Genomic DNA, 22054 nt, shown 5'->3' with positions numbered 1-22054 from the left:
ACCGGCGCCGGGGCAGAAACGAAAAGGGGGCCTTGCGGCCCCCACTGGATCGCGAACGGCTCAGCCGTCCTTGTTGGCGACCTTGCCTTCGTCCTGCGAGGAGTAGATCAACAAGGGATCACTCTCGCCGGCGATGACCGAATCGTCGATCACCACCTTGGTCACGCCTTCCAGCGACGGTACCTCGTACATGGTATCGAGCAGCACCGACTCGAGAATCGAGCGCAGCCCGCGTGCCCCGGTCTTGCGCGCCATGGCCTTGCGCGCCACGGCACGCAGGGCGTCTTCGCGGAAGTCGAGCTCCACGTTCTCCATCTCGAAGAGCTTCGCGTACTGCTTGATCAGCGAGTTCTTCGGCTGGGTGAGGATCTCGATCAGCGCGTCCTCGGTCAGCTCGGTGAGCGTGGCGATCACCGGCAGACGCCCGACGAACTCGGGGATCAGACCGAACTTGACCAGATCCTCCGGCTCGACACCGGCCAGGATGTCACCCACGCCCTTGTCGGTATCCTTGCTCTTCACCGAGGCGTTGAAGCCGATGCCACCCTTCTCGGCGCGATCGCGGATCACCTTGTCCAGGCCGGCGAAGGCCCCGCCGACGATGAACAGGATGTTGCCGGTATCGACCTGCAGGAACTCCTGCTGGGGATGCTTGCGCCCCCCCTGAGGCGGCACCGACGCCGTGGTCCCCTCGATCAGCTTGAGCAGGGCCTGCTGCACGCCCTCGCCCGAGACGTCCCGGGTGATCGACGGGTTGTCCGACTTGCGCGAGATCTTGTCGATCTCGTCGATGTAGACGATCCCCTTCTGGGCCTTGTCGACATCGTAGTCGCACTTCTGCAGCAGCTTCTGGATGATGTTCTCGACGTCCTCGCCCACGTAGCCCGCCTCGGTCAGCGTGGTCGCGTCGGCGATGGTGAAGGGCACGTTCAGCAACCGCGCCAGCGTCTCGGCCAGCAGGGTCTTGCCGCTGCCCGTCGGGCCGATCAGCAGGATGTTGGACTTGCCGAGTTCGACGTCTTCGGACTTCACCCCGGCCCGCAGACGCTTGTAATGGTTGTAGACGGCCACCGACAGCACCATCTTGGCGCGGTCCTGGCCGATCACGTAGTCGTCGAGAGTGTTGCGGATCTCACGCGGAGCCGGCAGGCGATCCTCGTCGCCCTCTGCATCGGCCTCGAGGACTTCCTCGCGAATGATGTCGTTGCACAAGTCGACACATTCGTCGCAGATATAGACGGAGGGACCCGCAATCAGCTTGCGTACCTCATTCTGGTTCTTGCCACAGAACGAGCAATACAGCAGCTTGCCCTCGTCCTTGCCTTTGCCGTCGGCCATTCGCGTACCTCTTTACGGCGGCGGCCCGCACGGACCGCCAGGATATGCATGGATAGGATTTACGCTATCAGGATGCCGGACGCTTATCCAGCACCGCGTCGATCAGGCCATACTCCACCGCCTGATGTCCGTCCATGAAATTGTCGCGGTCGGTATCCTTGGCGATGGTACCGATGTCCTGTCCGGTATGATCGGCCAGGATCTGATTCAGTTTATGGCGGATATTGAGAATTTCCTTGGTGTGGATCTCGATATCCGAGGCCTGCCCCTGATAGCCGCCGAGCGGCTGATGGATCATCATCCGCGAATGCGGCAGGCAGAAGCGCTTGCCCGCCGTGCCGCCGGCGAGCAGCAACGCCCCCATGCTGGCCGCCTGCCCCAGGCAGACGGTGGACACATCGGGCTTGACGAACTGCATGGTGTCGTAGATCGACATCCCCGCAGTCACCGAGCCGCCCGGCGAGTTGATGTACAAGTGGATGTCCTTGTCCGGATTCTCGGACTCGAGGAACAGCAGCTGCGCCACCACCAGGTTGGCCATGTAGTCTTCCACCGGACCCACCAGGAAGATTACACGCTCCTTGAGCAGGCGGGAGTAGATGTCGTACGCCCGCTCACCGCGCGCGCTCTGCTCGACGACCATCGGGACCAGGCCGCCGGCGTTTTGAATATCGAACTCGTTGCCCATTGCGTGACACCCTTCAATCCGGTGATTGGATAGCTCTACCACGTCGTCGATGTGACGGTTCAGTGACTAGAGACCCGGCACGAGGCCGGGTCAGCGCCAGTCAGCCGCAACGCAGTCAGGCTTTATCGTCGGCCGGCTCCTCGCCGTCCTCGTCTTCGGCACCGCCCTGCTGCTGGGCGGCCTGAAGCGCCTGCTCGTAGGACATCTCGACGTCCTTAACCTGTGCCTGGCCAAGCAGCTTGTCAACCGCCTTCTCCTCGAGGACGGCGGACTTGACCTGGTTCTTCATCTGCTCGTCCTGGAGGTAGTACTCGACGACCTGCTCGGGCTGCTGGTACTGCTGCGCGAGTTCCTCGACCTTGGTCTTGATCTCGTCGTCGCTGGCGTCGAGCTCGTGATCCTCGATCACCTTGCCGAGCAGCAGACCGACCTGTACCCGGCTCTTGGCCTGATCGGCGAACAGTTCGTTGGGCAGCTGCGAGACATCGAAGTCATCGCCCAGGCCGAACTGCTGGGCGGCCTGGCGCTTGAGCGCATCGGTCTCCTGCTCGATCAGCGAGGCCGGAACCGGGATGTCGTTGGCGCGCTGCAGCGCCTCGAGCACCTGCTGCTTGACCCGGTTGTCGACGGCCTGCTTGATCTCGCGCTCCATGTTCTTGCGCACTTCGGCGCGGAACTGCTCGAGATCGCCGTTCTCGACGCCGAAACGTTCGACGAAGGCGGCGTCGACTTCGGGAAGCTGCTGCTCGCTGACCTGGTGGACCTTGACCTTGAAGGTCGCTTCCTGACCCGCCAGGTGCTCTGCCTGATAGTCTTCCGGGAAGGTCACCCGGATCTCGGTCTCGTCGCCGGCCTTGGTGCCGACCAGCTGATCCTCGAAGCCCGGAATGAAGCTGTCGGAGCCCAGCACCAGCTCGTGACCTTCGGCCTCGCCACCCTCGAACGGCTCGTCACCGATGAAGCCCTGGAAGTCGATCTTGACCTGATCGCCCTCGGCGGCTTCGCGGTCGACGGCTTCCCAGGAGGCATTCTGCTTGCGCAGCGTCTCGATCATCTGGTCGATGTCGGCATCGGTCACCTCGGCGACCGGGCGCTCGACCTCGGCACCCTCGATGCCGTTCAGGGCGATCTCGGGATAGACCTCCAGCGTGGCGATGAACTCCAGATCCTTACCGGTCTCGTCGACGGTCGGCTCGATGGAGGGGTAGCCCGCGGGGTTGAGGCTCTGCTCGGTGATCGCACGTACGTAGTGCTGGCGCATAATTTCGCCGACCACTTCGTTGCGCACGTCACGCCCGTAACGCTGCTTCACGACCGCCATCGGCACCCTGCCCTGACGGAACCCGTTCAGACGGACGCGCTGGGCGGTATCCTTGAGGCGTTCGCTGACGGCCTGATCGACCTCGTCGGCCGGTATCTGCACCGTGACGCGGCGTTCGATCGGGGAAGTCGTTTCGACGGAAACTTGCATGAATGGTCCTCTACCGACTAGGGCTTGTGAAGTGCGTTCAAAAGAAGAGGATTTTAAGAATCCCCGCGCGCCCTGGCAAGCGCGCCCAACCTTTGACCCGGATATGGGGACGCGAGGCACCACTTGCAAGGGATGAGGCACGAATATCCCGAAGCGGGACTGGAGACACGCGCCGACAAGACGCAAACGGCCCGACTGCACCTACGCACCACGCGTGGGCGAAGTCCGTCGTTGTCGAAGGCAAAACAGGAAGAGGGAAGGAAAAACGCACGCCGACGAGATGGGGTGGATGATGGGGATCGAACCCACGACCACCGGAGCCACAATCCGGGGCTCTACCACTGAGCTACATCCACCACGACTCGTATCAGGCGCTAGCATCGAAGCAGGCGAATGGGGTGGATGATGGGGATCGAACCCACGACCACCGGAGCCACAATCCGGGGCTCTACCACTGAGCTACATCCACCACTGCCCTGCATCGATCGTTCGACGAGACCCCAGGGTGCGGGTTCCCGGGCCAGCCGGCCACCAATCTGGCGCGCCCAGCAGGACTCGAACCTGCAACCTACGGCTTAGAAGGCCGTTGCTCTATCCGGTTGAGCTATAGGCGCGCTTTGCCATGGCCTAGCTCTCACACCGCCGCTTCGTTCACTACGGCGCGAGTTCCAGCTGAAGCGGGCCAACCTGCCTGCAACAGATGGTCGGGGTAGAGGGATTTGAACCCCCGACATCCTGCTCCCAAAGCAGGCGCGCTACCAGACTGCGCTATACCCCGCCGGCGAGATACACGGCCTTGACGCTTGCCACCGGGCCTCGTCAAGCGCTGCATATTTTACGCAACTTCCTCCGCGGGTCAAGCCTTTAGCGAACACCCTCGCTATCGGCCGCTTTGACTGGCGGGCATTGCATGCGAAAATCAGCGCCTTTCTTTCTCGGCTCCGTCCCAGCGCCGCCAAGTATCAAAGGAATCCCCGATGACCGCCCAATTGATCGATGGCAAGGCCATTGCCGCGCACGTCCGCCAACAGGTCGCCCGACAGGTCGAAGCCCGCCGTGAGTCGGGGGCCCGGGTCCCCGGCCTCGCCGTGGTCCTGGTCGGCGAAGACCCGGCCTCGGAAGTCTACGTCCGCAACAAGCACAAGGCGTGCGACAAGGCGGGCATTCTGTCCTTTCGTCATTCGTTGCCGGCCGACACCCGCCAGAGCGAGCTGGAGCAGCTGGTCGATCGCCTCAATGCCGACCCGGCCGTGGACGGCATCCTGGTGCAACTCCCCCTGCCGGAACACCTCGACGCCCGGCCGATTCTCGAGCGCATCCACCCCGACAAGGACGTCGACGGCTTTCATCCCTACAATCTCGGGCGGCTCGCGCAGCGCCTGCCGGTCCTGCGCCCCTGCACACCCAAGGGGGTGATGACCCTGCTCCAGGAAAGCGGCGTCAAGGTCCGCGGACTCGACGCCACCATCGTCGGCGCCTCCAACATCGTCGGCCGCCCGATGGCGCTGGAACTGATGCTGGCCGGCAGCACCACTACCGTCTGCCACCGTTTCACCCGGGACCTCAAGTCGCATGTGGAACGTGCCGATATTCTGGTGGTGGCTGTGGGCATTCCCGATCTGGTCAAGGGCGAATGGGTCAAACCCGGCGCCGTGGTGATCGACGTGGGCATCAATCGCCAGGACGACGGCCAGCTGGTCGGCGACGTCGAATTCGCCCCGGCCGCCGAGCGCGCCAGCCTGATCACGCCGGTGCCGGGCGGCGTCGGGCCGATGACCGTGGCGTCGCTGCTCGAGAACACCCTCTTCGCGGCCGAGCTGCACGACGCCATGCAGAGCCGGGACTGAACGTATATAATTTCGCCCCTAACGAATTACCCGATCCTTCAACAGCAACCCGTGGAGTCCTGGATGAGCGATCAGATGAACGTCGAGAGCTTCAACCTCGACCACACCAAGGTCAAGGCCCCCTATGTCCGCCTGGCCGGCGTCAAGACCGGCGAGCACGGCGACAGCATTCACAAGTACGACATGCGTTTCTGCCAGCCCAATCAGGCGCACATGGAGATGCCCGCCCTGCACTCGCTCGAGCACCTGATGGCGGAGCTCTCGCGCAATCACAGCGACAAGGTGGTCGACATCAGCCCGATGGGCTGCCAGACCGGCTTCTACGTCGCCATGCTCAACCACGACGACTATGACGGCGTGCTCGACCTGCTCGAGGCCACCCTGAAGGACATCCTCGACGCCGACGAGGTCCCCGCCTGCAACGAGATGCAGTGCGGCTGGGCGGCCAGCCACAGCCTGGAAGGCGCCCAGCAGCTCGCCCGCGACTTCCTCGCCAAACGTGACGAATGGGGTCAGGTCTTTGCCTGAGCCGCGACGGGAGACGATTCAGCGCATGCACAAGATCGGCATCATCGGCGCCATGCAGGAGGAGGTCGCGCTGCTGGCCTCGCGCCTGGAAGGCTGCGAAATCCGCCATCACGTCGGCTCGACGTTCTACATCGGCCGCCTGCAGGGCGTCGAGGTGGTGATCCTGCAGTCGGGCATCGGCAAGGTCAACGCCGCCATCGGCACCACCTTGCTGCTCGACATGTACCACCCCGAGGCGATCATCAACACCGGCTCGGCGGGCGGCTTCGGCGCCGGCCTCGAGGTGGGCGACGTGGTGATCTCCAGCGAGGTGCGCCATCACGACGTCGATGCCGTGGTCTTCGGCTACGAGCACGGCCAGGTGCCGCAGATGCCCGCCGCCTACCTGCCGGACGAGCGCCTGGTGCGCGTGGCCAGGGAGTGCATCGAGGGCCTCGGCCACCTGCGTGTTCACGAAGGCCTGATCGCCACCGGCGATGCCTTCATGGCCTGTCCGGACGCCGTCGAGCGGACCCGTGGACGCTTCCCGACGATGCTCGCCGCCGAGATGGAAGCCGCCGCCATCGCCCAGACCTGCCATCTCTACGGCTGCCCCTTCGTGGTGATTCGCGCGCTGTCGGACATCGCCGGCAAGGAATCCAACCTCTCCTTCACCGCCTTCATCGATCAGGCGGCCCGTCACTCGGCCGAAATGGTCGAGGCGATGATCGTGCGCCTCGGCACGCCGCGCCACGAGCCCCACGAGGCCTGACCCGGCCGAGAGACCTGCGAGGCACAAGAAACCGCGCTGACGAGGCGCGGTTTTTTTGTCGGCCGGCGGCGATACCGCTTATCGATCCAGTACCCAGGTCGTGCCCTCGCGGGAATCCTTGAGCACGATGCCCAGCGCCGCCAGCTCGTCGCGAATACGGTCGGCCTCGGCGAAGTTCCGGGCCTTCTTGGCCTCGGCACGCGCGGCGATGCGCGCAGCGATCTCCGCTTCCGGCAACGGCAGCGCCGACTCGCCCCCCTGCAGGAAGGCTTCCGGCTGCTGACCGAAGAGCCCCAGGATACCCCCGAGCCGCTTGAGCTCGAAGGCCAGCGCCGCGGCTCGCTCGTCACCGTCGGCCTTGGCGCGGTTGAGCTCGCGCGCCAGGTCGAAGAGCACCGCCAGGGCCTCGGGGGTATTGAAGTCGTCGTCCATCGCCGCCGTGAAGCGCGCGGCATGGTCGGTGTCGACCTCGCCCTCGATCGCTTCGACGCCCGCCAGGGCGTTGTAGAAGCGCTCCAGCGAACGGCGCGCGTCGTCGAGCGCGTCCGGTGCATAGTTGATCGGGCTGCGGTAGTGGCTCGCCACCAGCAGGTAACGCACCACCTCCGGGTCGTGCACCGCCAGCACGTCGCGGATGGTGAAGAAGTTGCCCAGCGACTTGGACATCTTCTGCTGATCGACGCGCACCGCCCCGGCGTGCATCCAGGTATTGACGTAATGCTTGCCGGTCGCCGCCTCGCTCTGGGCGATCTCGTTCTCGTGGTGCGGGAAGGTCAGGTCCGGCCCGCCGCCATGGATGTCGAAGGTCTCGCCCAGGCAGCGCGTCGACATCGCCGAGCACTCGATGTGCCAGCCCGGGCGCCCTTCACCCCAGGGCGAGGGCCAGCTCGCCTCATTCGGCTTGGCCGCCTTCCACAGCACGAAGTCGAGCGGATCCTCCTTGTGCGCCTCGACGTCGACCCGGGCGCCGGCGCGCATCTCGTCGAGGTCGCGATTGTTGAGCTTGCCGTAGTCGGCGAAGCGGCGCACCCGATAGTAGACGTCGCCGTTGTCGGCCCGATAGGCATAGCCCTTGTCGATCAGCGTCGCGATCATCGCCGTGATCGCGTCGACGTGGCCGGTGGCGCGCGGTTCGAGATCGGGACGCAGCACGCCGAGACGCCCCTCGTCCTCGTGCATGGCGGCAATCATGCGTTCGGTGAGCGCGGCGATCGACTCGCCGTTCTCCTCGGCGCGCTTGAGGATCTTGTCGTCGATGTCGGTGATGTTGCGCACATAGGTCACCTCGAAGCCCCGCGAGCGCAGGTAGCGGGTGATCACGTCGAAGGCAACCATCACCCGGGCGTGGCCGATGTGGCAGTAGTCATAGACGGTGATCCCGCAGACATACATGCGGATCTTGCCCGGCTCGAGCGGAACGAAGGTTTCCTTGGTACGAGTCAGGGTGTTGTAGATCTGCATGCTCAGCCCTTCTTCTGGATCTTGGCCCAGGTGTCCTTGAGTCCGACGATGCGGTTGAAGACCCGTTTGCCCTCGGCGACGGCATAGCGGTCGGCGCAGAAGTAGCCCACCCGCTCGAACTGATAGCGCGTTTCCGGCGCGACGTCGGCCAGGCTCGGCTCGGCGTAGCCTTCGACCACGCTCAGCGACGCGTCGTTGAGATGCTCGAGGAAGTCGACGTCGCGATCCCTGTCGGGCGCCTCGACCTGGAACAGGTTGTCGTAGAGACGCACCTCGACCGGCACCGCATGCGCGGCGCTGACCCAGTGGATCACGCCCTTGACCTTGCGCCCTTCCGGGTTCTTGCCGAGGGTGTCGAAGTCGACCGAGCAACGCAGTTCCTCGATCTCGCCGTCAGCCCCCTTGATCACCTCGTCGCAGCGAATCACATAGGCGTTGCGCAGGCGCACCTCCTTGCCCGGCGCCAGGCGGAAGAACTTCTTGGGCGGTTCCTCCATGAAATCGTCGGCGTCGATCCAGATCTCGCGGGTCAACGGCAGACGACGCACGCCCATGTCGTCACGGGCGGGATGTCCCGCCACCTCGAAGACCTCGTCATGATCCTCGCCGACGTTGGTCAGCACCACCTTGAGCGGTTTGAGCACGCACATCGCCCGCGGCGCGTTGTCCTCGAGATCGGAGCGGATCGCGTGGTAGAGCATGGCGATGTCGACCATGCCGCCCTCGGCACGGGTCACGCCGATCATCTCGCAGAACTTGCGGATCGACGCCGGCGTGTAGCCGCGCCGCCGCATGCCCGAGATGGTCGGCATGCGCGGGTCGTCCCAGCCATCCACCACCCCTTCGTCGACCAGCAGCTTGAGCTTGCGCTTCGAGGTCACGGTGTAGTTGAGGTTGAGCCGCGCGAACTCGATCTGGCGCGGGCGACTGGGCACCGGCAGGTTGTTCAGGAACCACTCGTAGAGCGGCCGATGATCCTCGAACTCCAGGGTGCAGATCGAATGCGTCACACCCTCGATGGCGTCCGACTGGCCGTGCGTGAAGTCGTACGAGGGGTAGATCTTCCACTTGTCGCCGGTCTGATGATGGCTGGCATGGCGGATCCGGTAGAGGATCGGGTCGCGCAGATTGATGTTGGGCGAGGCCATGTCGATCTTGGCGCGCAGCACCTTCTCGCCCTCGGCGAACTCGCCACGCCGCATCCGCTCGAGCAGATCGAGGTTCTCGTCGGCCGAACGGTCGCGATAGGGGCTCGGCCGCCCCGGCTCGGTCAGCGTCCCCCGGTAGTCGCGAATCTCGTCCGGCGACAGGTCATCCACGTAGGCCTTGCCCTCGCGCACCAGATGCTGCGCCCAGGCATAGAGCTGGTCGAAATAGTCCGAGGCATAGCGCACCTCGCCGGCCCAGCGAAAGCCCAGCCATTCGACATCGGTCTTGATGGCGTCGATGTAGGCCTGCTCCTCCTTGGCCGGGTTGGTGTCGTCGAAGCGCAGGTGGCAGTCCCCGCCGAACTGCTCGGCGATCCCGAAGTTCAGGCAGATCGACTTGGCATGGCCGATGTGCAGAAAGCCGTTGGGTTCCGGCGGAAACCGGGTGACGACGGTGTCCACCGTACCCGCGTCGACTTCCTCGCGAATCTGGTTGCGGATGAAGTTCGGGGCGCTGCTACTCTCGTGGGTCATGGGACGTCGGAGAACCTCTTGATGTTCGGGTGTCGCGCGCGGTTTGAAGCCGACGGCTTCGCGCGTCGCTCGAAAGCGGCTATTATAGCGTGACGCCAGCGCGCTTCGCCAAGGCGCACCATCCAGACAGTTCGGAAAGCTCCCATGATCGTCCTGCAGACCAACTACGGCGAGATCCACCTGGAACTCGATCACGACAACGCGCCCAAGACCGCGGCCAACTTCGAACAGTACGTCCGCGACGGCCACTTCGACGACACCCTCTTCCACCGGGTGATCGATGGTTTCATGGTTCAGGGCGGCGGCTTCGACAGCGACTTCTCCCAGAAGCCCACCCGCGAGCCGATCGAGAACGAGGCCGACAACGGCCTGAAGAACCGCAAGGGCAGCGTGGCCATGGCCCGTACCCAGGACCCGCACTCGGCGACCGCGCAGTTCTTCATCAACGTCGCCGACAACGACTTCCTCGATCATCGCGGCAAGAACCTGCAGGGCTGGGGCTACTGCGTCTTCGGCCAGGTCGTCGCCGGCATGGACGTGGTCGACAAGATCCGTGCCGTGCCCACCACCCGTCGCGGCATGCATGCCGACGTGCCCGCCGAGGACGTCGTCATCCAGCGCGCCGAGATCCGCGACTGACACCGCCTGCGGCCCGTGCTCACGGGCCGCCTCGAGCCAGCCTCATCCACCGACCGTCGACCGCCCATGACGACACTGCTGATCTCCGACCTGCACCTGCATCCCCAGGCCCCCGACATCGCCGAGGGTTTCAAGCGCTACCTGACCGAGCACGCCGCCGGCGCCGACGCCCTGTACATTCTCGGCGACCTGTTCGAAGCCTGGATCGGCGACGACTACCAGGGCGACTTCGAGGCGACGATCCTCGACGCCCTGCGCCGCCTGAGCGACACGGGAACGCGGCTCTATTTCATGCACGGCAACCGCGACTTCCTGATCGGTGAGGGCTTCGCCGAGGCGACCGGCGCGACCCTGCTCCCCGACCCGATCAGCATCGAACTCGGCGGCGAACGCGCGCTGCTGATGCATGGCGACAGCCTGTGCACGCGCGACGCCGCCTACATGGCGTTTCGCGCCAAGGCACGCGACCCCCAGTGGCAGGCACAGATCCTCGCCCTGCCCGTCGAACAGCGTCTGGCACTGGCGCAGGACCTGCGCCGTCAGTCCGGCGAGGCCAACTCCAACAAGGCCGAGGACATCATGGACGTCACCCCCGAGGAGGTGACACGCGTGATGGCCGAGCACGGGGTTCGCACGCTGATCCACGGCCACACCCACCGCCCGGCCGTGCATGCGCTCGAAATCGCCGGCGAGCCGGCACGGCGGATCGTGCTCGGCGACTGGCAGCCCGATCGCGGCTGGGAGATCCGCGTCGAGGCGGACGGCGAACCGGTGCTGCGCGACTTCCCGCTCGACGCCTGATCCACCGGCTCGCCACCCGGCCCAGCGCCTTGCCGCCGGCGATCCGGCGGCCGGCGATCCGGCGGCCCGGCGATCCGGCGGCCCGGCGGCAACTCACTCAGGACTCGAAGGCCGCCGAACTGGATAACTGTTGGTCGAGCAGGGTCCGCCAGCGCAGCAGCACCGGTGCATCGGTCTGGGTGATTTCACCGAGCATGTGACGCAGCGTTTCACCCGCCCGTTCGTCGCCCGGCGCCACGCTCTCCAGCCAGAACTCCAGGGCATGCAACTGATGATGCACGTTGTCGTGTTCGCGGGCCTGCTCGATGGCCTGCTCGACCAGGCGGCGAATCATCTCCGGCGAGCGCTCCAGACGCTGGTAGACCCGCGCCAGTTGAATCGACAGCTCCGGGACGAAGAGCACGTTGCGCTCACGCGCCATCATCAGACACTGATCGAGGTAATCTTCGGCCAGCGTCAACTCGTCCAGCGCCATGCAGGCATCGACGTACCACAGCATCGGCCGCTGATGGCGATCGCGGCCGACCAGCTCGGCAAACTCCTCGAGTCCCGACTCGATCATCGTCAGCCCGGCACGATCCCCGGTCAGGGCGCGATGCCATCCCAGCGCACACTGGGCGGTCACGTGCCAGAGATGCAGATCCGGCGTGCGCGTCAGCTCGAGAGCCCGCTCGGCACGCGCCCCCGCCAGGTGGACATGGCCCAGTTGGCGATAGGTCGACGCGGCGCTCAGCAGCGCCAGCGCCAGCGAGCCGGGGTGGTTGAACGCCTCGGCGAGACGGATCGCCGCCTCGACCTGCTGCTCGGCGCGGCGGTAATCGCCACGCAGGCACATCGCCCAGCCCTGATAGCAGGACGCGGCCACCTGAGGATGATCGGAGAACGGCAACCACTCGAGCATCATGGGTTGATGGAGCGGGTCGATCTCCTCGAGATGGTCGTGGGCCTGGCGCACCCGTCCCGCCCAGTACTCGCAATGGGCCCGGGCATAATCGGCCAGGCGACGATAGCGGGGATCGGGCAACTGCCCGGCCACGGCGGCCATCGCCGAGGCCAGAGAAAAGGCATCGGCATGCGCGAAACGCTGGCTGCAGCCGACCCAGAGCCCCCACTTGACCAGGAAACGCTGCTCGAGCTCGGTCTCCTCGTCGTCGCCAGGGGCACAGTCGATGAGCTCCCGCGCCTTGACGAAACTCTCGTGGGCGGTGGGCGAGCCGTGCCCTTCCAGGGCGAAGGCAGCCTGGCCGCGCACGGTCAGCAAGCTGATCTCGCGCTCGGCCTGTCCCTCCACCTGACGCAGGCTGGCCAGCCCCAGGTCGGCCATGCGCAGCGCGGTGCGATTGGCGCTGACCTTGAGTGCCTCGCGCGCCGCCAGCTCGAAGTAGCGCGCCCCACGCGTGTAGTGCCCGCTGCGCCGCAGATGGGTGGCGAAATCCCCGGGATGGCGGCTGATCCACATCGGGAAACGCTCCTCGATCAGCCCCACCACCTGCTGGTGAATGCGCGTGCGCACGTCCCGCGGACAGGACAGGTAGGCGGCCTCCTGGAGCAGCGGATGCGTGAACTGATACTCGTATTCGCTGTGGGCGTCGCAGCGCTCGATGATCTCCAGCCGGCGCATGTGGTCCAGTGCCTGCTTGAGCCGATCGGTGTCGACCTGGCTGCACTCGCGGAGAAAGTCGAAGCGAAACTGCCGCCCCAGCACCGCCGCCACATGGGTGACGTGCCGATCGCCGTCGAGCTGATCGATACGGCTGGCCAGCAGCCCCAGCAGCCCGCGAGGCAACTCGTCGACCTGGACCTTGCGACCTTCGCGGCGGTCCATGTCGAGGCGTCGGCAGATCTCCTGCAGGTAGAGCGGCACCCCTTCACAACGCTCGATGAGCTGACCGCGCAAGCGTGGGCTGAGATGCAGACGATAGCGACGCGCCAGCTGCGAAAGCAGGCGCGCGGACTGCATCGCGTCGAGCTTGTCGAGCACGATCTGCTGATCCCAGTGGAGCTTGACGGGCAGTGGCTCGCGGCCGTGATGGCTGGCGACGAGCAGGAAACCGCAATTGATGGGCAGCCGGGCCTGTAGACCACAAAGCAGTTTCAACGACGGCTCGTCGATCCACTGCAGATCGTCGATCATCAGCACCAGCGGCTTGTCGGCGGTGGCGCGCTCGATCAGCCGATGCAGCACCCCGACCAGCAGTTCGACCGCCTCGCCGCTCTGGGCGACGGCCGCCGTATCATCGATCGTGGCCAGCCCCAGCGCCTGGTGCAGCAACTGACAATGCGAGGGATCCTCGACCACCGCTTCGTCATGCTGCTCGACCAGCAGGCGATTGACGTTGTCGCCGTCGTAGCCCTCGCCACAGCGCCAGCGCAGCAGCATGCGCGCCAGACCGAACGGTTCCTGCATCGACATGCGCGTGGTCGACTGCCAGCACAGCGAGACGTCCTCGCTTTGCACCCGCTGGCGGAAATTGACCATCAGGGCCGACTTGCCCATGCCCGAGGCCCCCTGGACCAGCAGGCTCTGGCGCAACCCCAGGCCGGCACGGGCCAGGGCATCGCGCAGCTTGCGCAAGGGGCTCTCGCGACCGATCAGGCTGGGGGGGATCGTGCTGCGCCCGCCCTCGTCGGCGCCCAGCACCAGCGCCCGCAGACGCACCTTGCCGTCGCTGGCCAGCAGGCGCGACGACAGCCGCGGTTGCAGATCGAGCGCCGGCGGCATGTGCTGGCTGGCGTCCTGGGAGATCACCAGCTCACTGCCTTCGGCCGCGCTCATCAACTCCAGCGCCCGCTGCGTGACCTGGCCCAGTGGGTCGACCAGTTGCCGTTCGGGCAGGTAGAGCACCCGCCCGCTGTCGAGCCCCGCCGCCAGTTCGAAACGCGGCGCGTCGCCCTCACCGCACCAGTGCTGTGCGATCTCGTCGGGCAGCGCACGCCGACAATGTTCGTAGAGCGCCACCAGCTCGGCGAGCTGGTGTGCCGGCCCGTGCGTCCCGAAACAGGCCAGGCCCAGGCCGCCGGTGGCGCCGGGCAGCCAGAAGCCACCCAGATGATGGCATTGACGCTCGAGCCAGCGCAGCAGCTCGATCTGCAGCGCCAGGCAGTCCCGGGCCTCGCCGCGTTCCTCCCATTCGCCGCGCAGCCGCAGCCGGATCGCCATCACCGATAGCTGGCGGTGCTCGATCTCGTCGTCGTGCAACGGTCGGGAGTCGTCGGCCAGGGTCCGCGAATAGGCGCCCTGGGGGGTCACCGGCCGTCCTTCGCTGCCGCCATCCGACCAGTAGCGCGCCAGTTGGAGAATGCTCGGCTCGGGCTGCTGACCGGACAGCGCCAGCAGTTGCAGATAGGCGTTGTACTCTTCGTGGGCCGCGGCCGACTGCCCCTGCTCGATGAGTTGGCGGATCAACCGCTCGTGGAAAGGCGCATAACCGGAAAAGCGGCTGACCAGGGTCCGCAGCAGGTTGCCGGGCACCTCCTCGCCGCTCTCCAGCACCTGTTCGGCATAGCCCAGCACCCGCTGACGCCACTCGCCACGGACGCGAACCAGCCAGCGTTGATATTCCGCACATTGGGCGAGTTGCAGGTCCTCGACGAGGTCGCCACGATAGAGCGTCAGCACGTGCTCGAGGTGTGCGACATCGGCCGGCTCGGCAATCAAGGTATCCAGGCGCCGCAGATCGAACCCCCAGTCACTCGGCAGCTCGAAGGCGATGGTCTGGCGCGAGACGCTGAGCGTCCTGTCGGCCTCGTCGCCCAGGCTCTGGCGCAGGCAATGCAGGGCATGACGCAGATTGGTACGTCCCGAGGAAAGGCCCTGATCGGGCCACAGCAGCTCGGCCAGCGCGGCACGATTGACGGGCTGGCCCTGCAGCAGCAGGTGAACCAGCAACGCCTTGACCTTGTCGTAGCTGAACTGGGTGAGGGTGTCCTCGCCCAGACACAGCGAGAAATGACCGAACAGCGTCAACTGGGTAGTGCCGGAGAAAGTCCGTGCCATTGTTATCAGTTCCTGCGTCGTTCTGTCAGCGACAGCGAGCACCCCTTCCCTGTGCTCTCCCTCAAGCCACCGCGGGTATTCCGCTGTGGAACCGAAACATGTCGTCGGGCGATTCGATCAGCTCGCGCTCGCGTTCGGCGAAGAAGGCGATGCGTGACTCGATCGGCGATACCGCGAAACGCCGGGCCAACATCAGGTAATCCTCATAGTGCCGCCCTTCCGACTTAACCAGAGAGCGGTAGAACTTGGCAAGTTCATCGTCCAGGTGCGGAATCAGCCGCGCGAAGCGTTCACAGGAGCGCGCCTCGATGAGGGCGCCGACGATCAGGACGTCGATCAGCCGCTCCGGGTCCTCCCGCGCCACGTGGCGGCGCAGCCCCTCGGCGTAGCGCGAGGCCCCGATATGCCGGTAGTCGACGCCGCGGGCCTCCATCAGCTTGACCACCTGCTCGAAATGCAGGAGTTCCTCGCGGGCCAGCTGCGACATCTTGACCAGCAGCAACGGCCGGTCGACGTAGCGATACATCAGGCTCATCGCCGTCGAGGCGGCCTTCTTCTCGCACTGGGCGTGGTCGATCAGCAACAGTGACGGGTTGGCGAGCGCCGCCGCGACCCAGGCATCGGGCGTGGGGCACGGCAGGAAGGCCTGCAGGTCCGCGGGCAACAGGGTTTCACAGGTATCGGGCATGAGCGTTCACGTCGTGGATGGATCGGTATCGAGACTCTGCCGGTGGGCCCGCGCCTGGGCCATCAGCGTTCGCGATATCGCCTCATGGAGTTCATCGGCCGCCAGGCCGTTTCCTTGACCCCTCGGCTCCAGGCCGTAACGGCGGATGTCGCGAATCCGGTCGCGGCCCACGCGCAGCAGTTCGACGGCGCGCGACAGCGACGGCTGATCGTGGCGAAAGCGAATGCGGTGGCGCTCGAGCTGAGCCTGCAGCTGGTCGGCATCGGTGACCCGCAGATAGCGCCCGGCCGCCGTCTCGCGCCAGGCGTCCAGGCGCTGCATGGCGGCGCGACGCTCGTCGTCGTCGTAGCGGAACCAGTCACGGATCTCGATGTCGTTGCGCTGGCAACCGCGACACACCGTGTCGCCGACCGTGGTGGAACAGAGCCCGACGCAGGGCGAGACGATTCGTTTTGACATGGCACCTCCGGCAAGACGCCCCATGGTAACGCGGCACTCGACGACCGACGATAGTCTGGCGCCGGGACGGGCCCGGCAGCGCCCGACTTAACATTGTCGACAGTTTCCCGTAGAATGCGCGCGGCTCAGACAGGGCCGGAGGACGCAGGAAAACCGCGATGTTCACGGACGATCACCCCCCATTTCCTGCCCCTGCTGGATTCCGATAATCGATGAGGGTCCCCAACGTGCTTGAAGCCTACCGCCAACATGTCGAGGAACGCGCTGCCGAAGGCGTCCCGCCGAAGCCGCTCAACGCCGAGCAGACCGCCGAACTGGTCGAACTGCTCAAGAACCCGCCGGCCGGCGAGGAACAGTTCCTGCTCGAACTGATCACCGACCGCGTTCCTCCCGGCGTCGACGAGGCAGCCTATGTGAAGGCCGGTTTCCTGACCGCCATCGCCAAGGGCGACGCCGAATCGCCGCTGCTCGACAAGGTGCACGCGGTCAAGCTGCTGGGGACCATGCAGGGCGGCTACAACATCGCCACCCTGGTCGAACTGCTCGACGACGAGACCCTGGCCAAGGAAGCCGGCGAGCAGCTCAAGCACACGCTGCTGATGTTCGACGCCTTTCATGACGTCGCCGAACGCGCCAAGGCCGGCAACGCCGTGGCCAAGGACGTGTTGCAGTCCTGGGCCGATGCCGAATGGTTCCTGGCCAAGCCGGCGCTGGCCGAAAAGATCACCCTGACGGTGTTCAAGGTCCCCGGCGAAACCAACACCGACGATCTTTCTCCCGCCCCCGACGCCTGGTCGCGCCCCGACATCCCGCTGCACGCCAACGCCATGCTCAAGAACCCGCGTGACGGCATCGAGCCCGAGGCGCCGGGCAGCAAGGGCCCGCTGGCCCAGATCGAGGCGGTCAAGGCCAAGGGCCATCCGGTGGCCTACGTCGGCGACGTGGTGGGTACCGGCTCCTCGCGCAAGTCCGCCACCAACTCGGTGCTGTGGTTCTTCGGCGACGACATTCCCCACGTGCCCAACAAGCGCGCCGGCGGCTTCGTGTTCGGCGGCAAGATCGCGCCGATCTTCTTCAACACCATGGAAGACGCCGGCGCCCTGCCCGTCGAGTTCGACGTCTCCCGACTCGAGATGGGCGACGTCATCGACGTCTATCCGTATGACGGCAAGGTGACCCGCCACGACAGCGACGAGGTGATCTCCACCTTCGCGCTCAAGACCCGCGTGATTCTCGACGAAGTGCGTGCCGGCGGGCGCATCCCGCTGATCATCGGTCGCGGCCTGACCGACAAGGCGCGCAGCGAGCTGGGCCTGGGCCCGTCCGATGTCTTCAAGACCCCCGAGCAGCCGGCCGATTCCGACCGCGGTTTCACCCTGGCGCAGAAGATGGTCGGCAAGGCCTGTGGCATGGACGGCGTGCGTCCCGGCATGTACTGCGAGCCGAAGATGACCACCGTGGGCTCCCAGGACACCACCGGGCCGATGACCCGCGACGAGCTCAAGGATCTGGCCTGTCTGGGCTTCCAGGCCGACCTGGTGATGCAGTCATTCTGCCACACCAGCGCCTATCCCAAGCCGGTCGACGTCGAGACCCATCACACCCTGCCCGACTTCATCATGAACCGCGGCGGCGTCTCGCTGCGTCCGGGCGACGGCATCATCCACTCCTGGCTCAATCGCATGCTGCTGCCCGACACCGTGGGCACCGGCGGTGATTCGCACACCCGTTTCCCGATGGGCATCTCCTTCCCGGCGGGTTCCGGGCTGGTGGCCTTCGCCGCCGCCACCGGCGTCATGCCGCTGGACATGCCGGAATCGATCCTGGTGCGTTTCAAGGGCAAGCGCCAGCCGGGGATCACCCTGCGCGACCTGGTTCACGCGATCCCCTACCAGGCCATCCAGCAGGGCCTGCTGACCGTCGAGAAGTCCGGCAAGAAGAACGCCTTCTCCGGCCGCGTGCTGGAGATCGAGGGCCTCGAGGATCTCACCGTCGAGCAGGCCTTCGAGCTGTCCGACGCCTCCGCCGAGCGCAGCGCCGCGGGTTGCACCATCACCCTGTCGGAAGACAGCGTGAGTGAATACCTCACGTCCAACATCACCCTGCTCAAGTGGATGATCGACCAGGGCTACGGCGACCGTCGCACCCTCGAGCGGCGTATCCAGGGCATGGAAGCGTGGCTGGCCAACCCCAGCCTGATGCGCGCCGATGCCGACGCCGAATACGCCGAGGTGATCGAGATCGACCTGGATACCATCACCGAGCCGATGCTCTGCGCGCCCAACGACCCGGACGACGCTCGCCGGCTCTCCGAGGTCGCCGGCGAGACCATCGACGAAGTCTTCATCGGCTCGTGCATGACCAACATCGGCCACTTCCGCGCCGCCGGCAAACTGCTCGAGAAACAGCCGGCCGGCAGCCTGAAGACGCGCCTGTGGCTTGCACCGCCGACCAAGATGGATCAGCATCAGCTGACGGAAGAGGGCTACTACGGCATCTACGGTCGTGCCGGTGCGCGCATGGAAATGCCCGGCTGCTCGCTGTGCATGGGCAACCAGGCGCGCGTGGCGCCCAAGTCCACCGTGGTGTCGACCTCGACTCGCAACTTCCCCAACCGTCTGGGCGACGGGGCCAACGTCTACCTGGCCTCCGCCGAACTGGCCGCCGTGGCGGCGGTCGTGGGTCGCCTGCCGACCGTCGAGGAATACCAGGGCTACATGGGCGAGTTCAACGCCATGGCCGGGGAGATCTACCGCTACATGAACTTCCACGAGATCGAGGAGTTCCAGAAGGCGGCCTCCAACGTGATTCCTCTCGTCGAGGAAGCCTGATCCTTCGATTCCGATGCTCGCAACATCGTCAATCGATGACCGAAGCGCCCCGCCCCGAGCGGGGCGCTTTTTTATACGAACGCTTACAAGGCGTTACCTCGCGATACTTGATATCGAACAGCGTTCGACTTAATTTCATGACGTCTCGTTCAACCGTGTGTCACATCGCATGTCATTGGCAGGATGCCACTCCGAACGCCAACGAATCAGCCACCGCTGCTCGGGCTTCGCGAGTCTTCCCACGCACCGCTCGCGACCCGCGACGCTGCTTTCAAGGAGAACACGCATGACCATCAGGACACTGCTGACCGCCTCACTGGCCACCACCGGCCTGCTCGTCGCCGCCACGCCGGCCCTCGCCGCCGACGACGGCAAGGGGCTGTATCTGGGGATCGGCACCGGTTTCAGTTCGCTGAAGAATGACGACGACGAGATCGATAACTTCATCGAGTCCGGCAGCGAGGATTTCGATGTCGACGATGACGACAACGTCTTCAAGGGCTTCGTCGGCTATGAGTTCAACCCCTACTTCGCCACCGAAGTGTTCTACGCCGATCTGGGCCGTACGCGCCTGGAAGGCAACAACGGCGCCAACACCGATCTCGAGTCCAGCGCCTACGGGGTGAGCGCGGTCGGCCAGTTGCCGATCACCTCCTGGTTCACCGCCTTCGCCAAGGCGGGTATCGCCAAGTGGGAGACCGACGTCGACGGCAACCTGGGCAACGCCAACGTCGATCTGGAAGATCAGGACGGTACCGACCCGGTCTACGGCGTCGGCGCCCAGTTCAACCTGGACCCCTTCCTGATCCGCGCCGAATACGAACGCTACGATTTCGACAGCGACTACCAGATCGACTCCTTCACCGCATCGGCCGGCTGGCGCTTCTGAGCCCACCGCGACATCGTCACGCGACGCCGGGCCCCGCCCGGCGTCGTTCGTTCACCGACAGCGCGTATCCCGGGGCACCGCGTCCGCTGGCCAGGTGGACGGGTTTGCCAGCGCCCCGGGAACGGTGACAGTCTGAAGGCATGCTCGAGACAACCTCCGGCGCATTGGCGCCCCGCGCCCTGGGGCTGGCAGTCGGTCGCTCCCTGCGCGAACACTGGCGGCCGCTGGTCGCCTACCAGCTCTTCTTCACCCTGCTCGCCACGACGCTCCTGCTGCCGATCGGCGCCACACTGCTGGCGGCGTTGCTCAAGCGGCTGGGCCGTCCGCTGCTCACCGGCACGCAACTCCTCGACACCATCCTCACCCCGCTGGGACTGCTCTGGATGCTGGTGGCGATCGGTCTCGCCAGCCTGCTGCTGGTACTGCAGCAGGCCGGCATGTTGCTGGTGGTGACCCGCCCCGCCGCCAATCGCTACCGCCTCGCCCTGGAAGCCCTGTGGGGCGTCGGCCGCCGCCTGCCGGGGTTGACTTTGCTGACCCTGGTACAGACCGGCGCCCAGGTCGCAATCGCCCTGCCGATGATCCTGGCGCTGACCGGGCTCTACCAGCTGTGCCTGGGCGACATGGAGAGTTATGTCATCTCCCAGACCCATCCGCCGGCCCTGTGGGGCTTCCTCGCGGCGAGCATCGCCCCCCTGCTGCTCTGGTTGTGGGCAGCGGCCAGCCTCCATCTGCGCTGGTCACAGGCGCTGGCGGTGCTGATGCTCGAGGATCGCTCCGCCCTGAGCGCCCTGAGGCGCAGCCGGACGCTGACCCGGGGCCGCCACCGTCACCTGCTGCTGCCCGTCGCGCTCCCGGCGGTGCTGATCATCGCCCTGCCGGTAGCGGCGTCCGCCCTGTTCGACGCCCTGTTCACACCGCTGCTGTGGTGGCTGCCCGAGCGGGTGGCGGTGCTCATGCCGGCGATGCTCGGCTATCTCACGCTCTACGGCCTGCTGGCCCTGACGGCGACCTTTATCGGGGCGGCGATCAACAGTCTGCTCGGCGGCTGCGTCTATCTGCGCCTGGCCCACCGGCGACCGCGGCCGCCGACCCCGACCTCGCACGATCATCCGGCCTGGGTGGCGTGGGGCGCCGAGGCCCTGGTGCTGGCGTTCGCCGCCTGGCAGGCGTGGTCGGTACTCAACAGCTTCGAGATCCACGACACGGTCACGGTCACCGCGCACCGTGGCAGCGCCGCCCAGGCACCGGAAAACACCCTGGCGGCCTTCGATCGGGCGATCGCCGACGGCGCGGATTACATCGAGTTCGATGTGCGCCTGTCGGCGGACGATCGGGTGGTGGTCTCCCACGACGACAGCCTGCGCCGCCTCATCGATTCATCGCAGCGCATCAGCGAGATGGCCTGGGCCGACATCCAGCGCATCGATGTCGGCAGCTGGTTCGGCGACGCCTATCGCGGGCAGCGCATTCCGTCGCTGAGCCAGGTGCTGGACGCGACCCGGGGTCGGGTCAAGCTCTACATCGAGCTCAAGCCGGTGGGCGGCAATGCCGAGGCGCTGGTCGACGCCGTCCTCGAGCGCCTGCCGCGGGAGCGCTACGACGAGATCGTCATCGCCTCGCTCTCGTCGCGGGCGATTGCCGCGGTGGAGCGCCGCGCCCCGACACTGCGCACCACCCTGTTCGCCCAGTTCCTGGTTCGCGGCGGGCTCTACCTGGGACCCATCGACGCCCTCGGGCTGCGCTACAACCGGATCACCGAACACAGCGTCGAGGCCGCGCATCGCCGCGGCTACGCCCTGCATGCCTGGACGGTCAACGATCGCCGGCAGATGGCCCGGCTGATCGACCTGGGCGTCGACAACATCATCACCGACCGACCGGCCCTGCTTCGCGAGGTGCTGCGCGAGCGCGACGATCTCAGCGACGGCGAATTGCTGCTGTTGAAGCTGCGCAGCTGGTTACACTCTTGAGGGCGTCCCCG

Annotated in this window: 16 protein-coding genes and 4 tRNA genes; 8 read left to right on the top strand and 12 right to left on the bottom strand. The window is 65.9% G+C overall.

All coding sequences use genetic code 11. The features are described 5' to 3' along the window. Positions 1-60 precede the first annotated feature (60 nt). The 7 genes from clpX to KGR00_RS06080 all read right to left on the bottom strand — a co-directional run bounded on the left by clpX (position 61) and on the right by KGR00_RS06080 (position 4275). Positions 61-1338: an ATP-dependent Clp protease ATP-binding subunit ClpX gene (gene clpX / locus KGR00_RS06110; protein WP_129138503.1), complete on the bottom strand. Its 1278-nt coding sequence runs from the start codon at positions 1336-1338 to the stop codon at positions 61-63. Between the two features lie 67 nt (positions 1339-1405). After that, positions 1406-2026: an ATP-dependent Clp endopeptidase proteolytic subunit ClpP gene (clpP, locus tag KGR00_RS06105; protein ID WP_129138504.1), complete on the bottom strand. Its 621-nt coding sequence runs from the start codon at positions 2024-2026 to the stop codon at positions 1406-1408. Between the two features lie 115 nt (positions 2027-2141). After that, positions 2142-3497, bottom strand: a complete 1356-nt coding sequence (gene tig, locus KGR00_RS06100; RefSeq protein ID WP_224417291.1) for a trigger factor — start codon at positions 3495-3497, stop codon at positions 2142-2144. Positions 3498-3778: 281 nt separating this feature from the next. Further along, positions 3779-3853, bottom strand: a tRNA-His gene (locus KGR00_RS06095). Between the two features lie 38 nt (positions 3854-3891). After that, positions 3892-3966, bottom strand: a tRNA-His gene (locus tag KGR00_RS06090). A 68-nt stretch (positions 3967-4034) separates the two neighbouring features. After that, positions 4035-4111: transfer RNA gene (locus tag KGR00_RS06085), tRNA-Arg, on the bottom strand. 87 nt (positions 4112-4198) lie between these two features. After that, positions 4199-4275 (bottom strand) — tRNA-Pro (locus tag KGR00_RS06080). 199 nt (positions 4276-4474) lie between these two features. Here KGR00_RS06080 and folD point away from each other — a divergent pair. The 3 genes from folD (at position 4475) to mtnN (ending at position 6623) form a co-directional block, all read left to right on the top strand. Further along, positions 4475-5344 carry a bifunctional methylenetetrahydrofolate dehydrogenase/methenyltetrahydrofolate cyclohydrolase FolD gene (gene folD, locus KGR00_RS06075; RefSeq protein ID WP_224417292.1) on the top strand — a complete coding sequence of 290 codons (870 nt, stop codon included), beginning with the start codon at positions 4475-4477 and terminating at the stop codon, positions 5342-5344. Positions 5345-5407: 63 nt separating this feature from the next. Beyond that, entirely contained in the window at positions 5408-5872 is a 465-nt protein-coding gene (locus KGR00_RS06070) for an S-ribosylhomocysteine lyase (RefSeq protein WP_129138507.1), read from the top strand. 25 nt (positions 5873-5897) lie between these two features. Beyond that, entirely contained in the window at positions 5898-6623 is a 726-nt protein-coding gene (gene mtnN / locus KGR00_RS06065) for a 5'-methylthioadenosine/S-adenosylhomocysteine nucleosidase (protein WP_129138508.1), read from the top strand. A gap of 78 nt (positions 6624-6701) precedes the next feature. Here mtnN and cysS read toward each other — a convergent pair whose 3' ends face one another. Then, positions 6702-8084, bottom strand: coding sequence for a cysteine--tRNA ligase (cysS, locus tag KGR00_RS06060; protein ID WP_224417293.1), 1383 nt, complete (start codon positions 8082-8084; stop codon positions 6702-6704). 2 nt (positions 8085-8086) lie between these two features. Continuing rightward, positions 8087-9766: a glutamine--tRNA ligase/YqeY domain fusion protein gene (locus KGR00_RS06055; protein WP_224417294.1), complete on the bottom strand. Its 1680-nt coding sequence runs from the start codon at positions 9764-9766 to the stop codon at positions 8087-8089. A 144-nt stretch (positions 9767-9910) separates the two neighbouring features. On the opposite strand from KGR00_RS06055, the gene KGR00_RS06050 reads away from it, so the two are divergent. Further along, positions 9911-10405, top strand: coding sequence for a peptidylprolyl isomerase (locus KGR00_RS06050; protein ID WP_129138511.1), 495 nt, complete (start codon positions 9911-9913; stop codon positions 10403-10405). A 66-nt stretch (positions 10406-10471) separates the two neighbouring features. Continuing rightward, complete coding sequence (locus KGR00_RS06045) at positions 10472-11206, top strand: UDP-2,3-diacylglucosamine diphosphatase (RefSeq protein ID WP_224417295.1); 735 nt, start codon at positions 10472-10474, stop codon at positions 11204-11206. Between the two features lie 97 nt (positions 11207-11303). Here KGR00_RS06045 and KGR00_RS06040 read toward each other — a convergent pair whose 3' ends face one another. The 3 genes from KGR00_RS06040 to KGR00_RS06030 all read right to left on the bottom strand — a co-directional run bounded on the left by KGR00_RS06040 (position 11304) and on the right by KGR00_RS06030 (position 16350). Next, entirely contained in the window at positions 11304-15203 is a 3900-nt protein-coding gene (locus KGR00_RS06040) for an AAA family ATPase (protein WP_224417296.1), read from the bottom strand. Positions 15204-15264: 61 nt separating this feature from the next. Then, complete coding sequence (locus KGR00_RS06035) at positions 15265-15891, bottom strand: tRNA-(ms[2]io[6]A)-hydroxylase (RefSeq protein WP_129138514.1); 627 nt, start codon at positions 15889-15891, stop codon at positions 15265-15267. Between the two features lie 6 nt (positions 15892-15897). Continuing rightward, positions 15898-16350 (bottom strand): DUF1289 domain-containing protein, encoded by a 453-nt coding sequence (locus KGR00_RS06030; protein WP_129138515.1) that lies wholly within the window; start codon positions 16348-16350, stop codon positions 15898-15900. A gap of 227 nt (positions 16351-16577) precedes the next feature. Between KGR00_RS06030 and acnB the strand changes: the two genes are divergently transcribed. The 3 genes from acnB to KGR00_RS06015 all read left to right on the top strand — a co-directional run bounded on the left by acnB (position 16578) and on the right by KGR00_RS06015 (position 22043). Next, a complete protein-coding gene (gene acnB, locus KGR00_RS06025; protein WP_224419800.1) occupies positions 16578-19181 on the top strand; it encodes a bifunctional aconitate hydratase 2/2-methylisocitrate dehydratase in 2604 nt (867 codons plus the stop codon). Between the two features lie 286 nt (positions 19182-19467). Beyond that, on the top strand, positions 19468-20070 hold the full coding sequence (locus tag KGR00_RS06020) for a porin family protein (RefSeq protein ID WP_129138517.1): 603 nt from the start codon (positions 19468-19470) through the stop codon (positions 20068-20070). Between the two features lie 140 nt (positions 20071-20210). Continuing rightward, positions 20211-22043, top strand: coding sequence for a glycerophosphodiester phosphodiesterase family protein (locus KGR00_RS06015; RefSeq protein WP_224417297.1), 1833 nt, complete (start codon positions 20211-20213; stop codon positions 22041-22043). The last annotated feature ends 11 nt before the right edge of the window (positions 22044-22054 follow it).

Source organism: Modicisalibacter sp. MOD 31.J, from assembly GCF_020147985.1.
Taxonomy (GTDB): Bacteria; Pseudomonadota; Gammaproteobacteria; order Pseudomonadales; family Halomonadaceae; genus Modicisalibacter; species Modicisalibacter coralii.
This window is presented reverse-complemented; position numbering and strand designations above follow the sequence as displayed.

Excerpts from the sequence above, each read along its gene's own strand:
- clpX (WP_129138503.1), bottom strand. The coding sequence starts at position 1,338 with ATGGCCGACGGCAAAGGCAAGGACGAGGGCAAGCTGCTGTATTGCTCG.
- clpP (WP_129138504.1), bottom strand. The coding sequence starts at position 2,026 with ATGGGCAACGAGTTCGATATTCAAAACGCCGGCGGCCTGGTCCCGATG.
- tig (WP_224417291.1), bottom strand. The coding sequence starts at position 3,497 with ATGCAAGTTTCCGTCGAAACGACTTCCCCGATCGAACGCCGCGTCACG.
- folD (WP_224417292.1), top strand. The coding sequence starts at position 4,475 with ATGACCGCCCAATTGATCGATGGCAAGGCCATTGCCGCGCACGTCCGC.
- KGR00_RS06070 (WP_129138507.1), top strand. The coding sequence starts at position 5,408 with ATGAGCGATCAGATGAACGTCGAGAGCTTCAACCTCGACCACACCAAG.
- mtnN (WP_129138508.1), top strand. The coding sequence starts at position 5,898 with ATGCACAAGATCGGCATCATCGGCGCCATGCAGGAGGAGGTCGCGCTG.
- cysS (WP_224417293.1), bottom strand. The coding sequence starts at position 8,084 with ATGCAGATCTACAACACCCTGACTCGTACCAAGGAAACCTTCGTTCCG.
- KGR00_RS06055 (WP_224417294.1), bottom strand. The coding sequence starts at position 9,766 with ATGACCCACGAGAGTAGCAGCGCCCCGAACTTCATCCGCAACCAGATT.
- KGR00_RS06050 (WP_129138511.1), top strand. The coding sequence starts at position 9,911 with ATGATCGTCCTGCAGACCAACTACGGCGAGATCCACCTGGAACTCGAT.
- KGR00_RS06045 (WP_224417295.1), top strand. The coding sequence starts at position 10,472 with ATGACGACACTGCTGATCTCCGACCTGCACCTGCATCCCCAGGCCCCC.
- KGR00_RS06040 (WP_224417296.1), bottom strand. The coding sequence starts at position 15,203 with ATGGCACGGACTTTCTCCGGCACTACCCAGTTGACGCTGTTCGGTCAT.
- KGR00_RS06035 (WP_129138514.1), bottom strand. The coding sequence starts at position 15,891 with ATGCCCGATACCTGTGAAACCCTGTTGCCCGCGGACCTGCAGGCCTTC.
- KGR00_RS06030 (WP_129138515.1), bottom strand. The coding sequence starts at position 16,350 with ATGTCAAAACGAATCGTCTCGCCCTGCGTCGGGCTCTGTTCCACCACG.
- KGR00_RS06020 (WP_129138517.1), top strand. The coding sequence starts at position 19,468 with ATGACCATCAGGACACTGCTGACCGCCTCACTGGCCACCACCGGCCTG.
- KGR00_RS06015 (WP_224417297.1), top strand. The coding sequence starts at position 20,211 with ATGCTCGAGACAACCTCCGGCGCATTGGCGCCCCGCGCCCTGGGGCTG.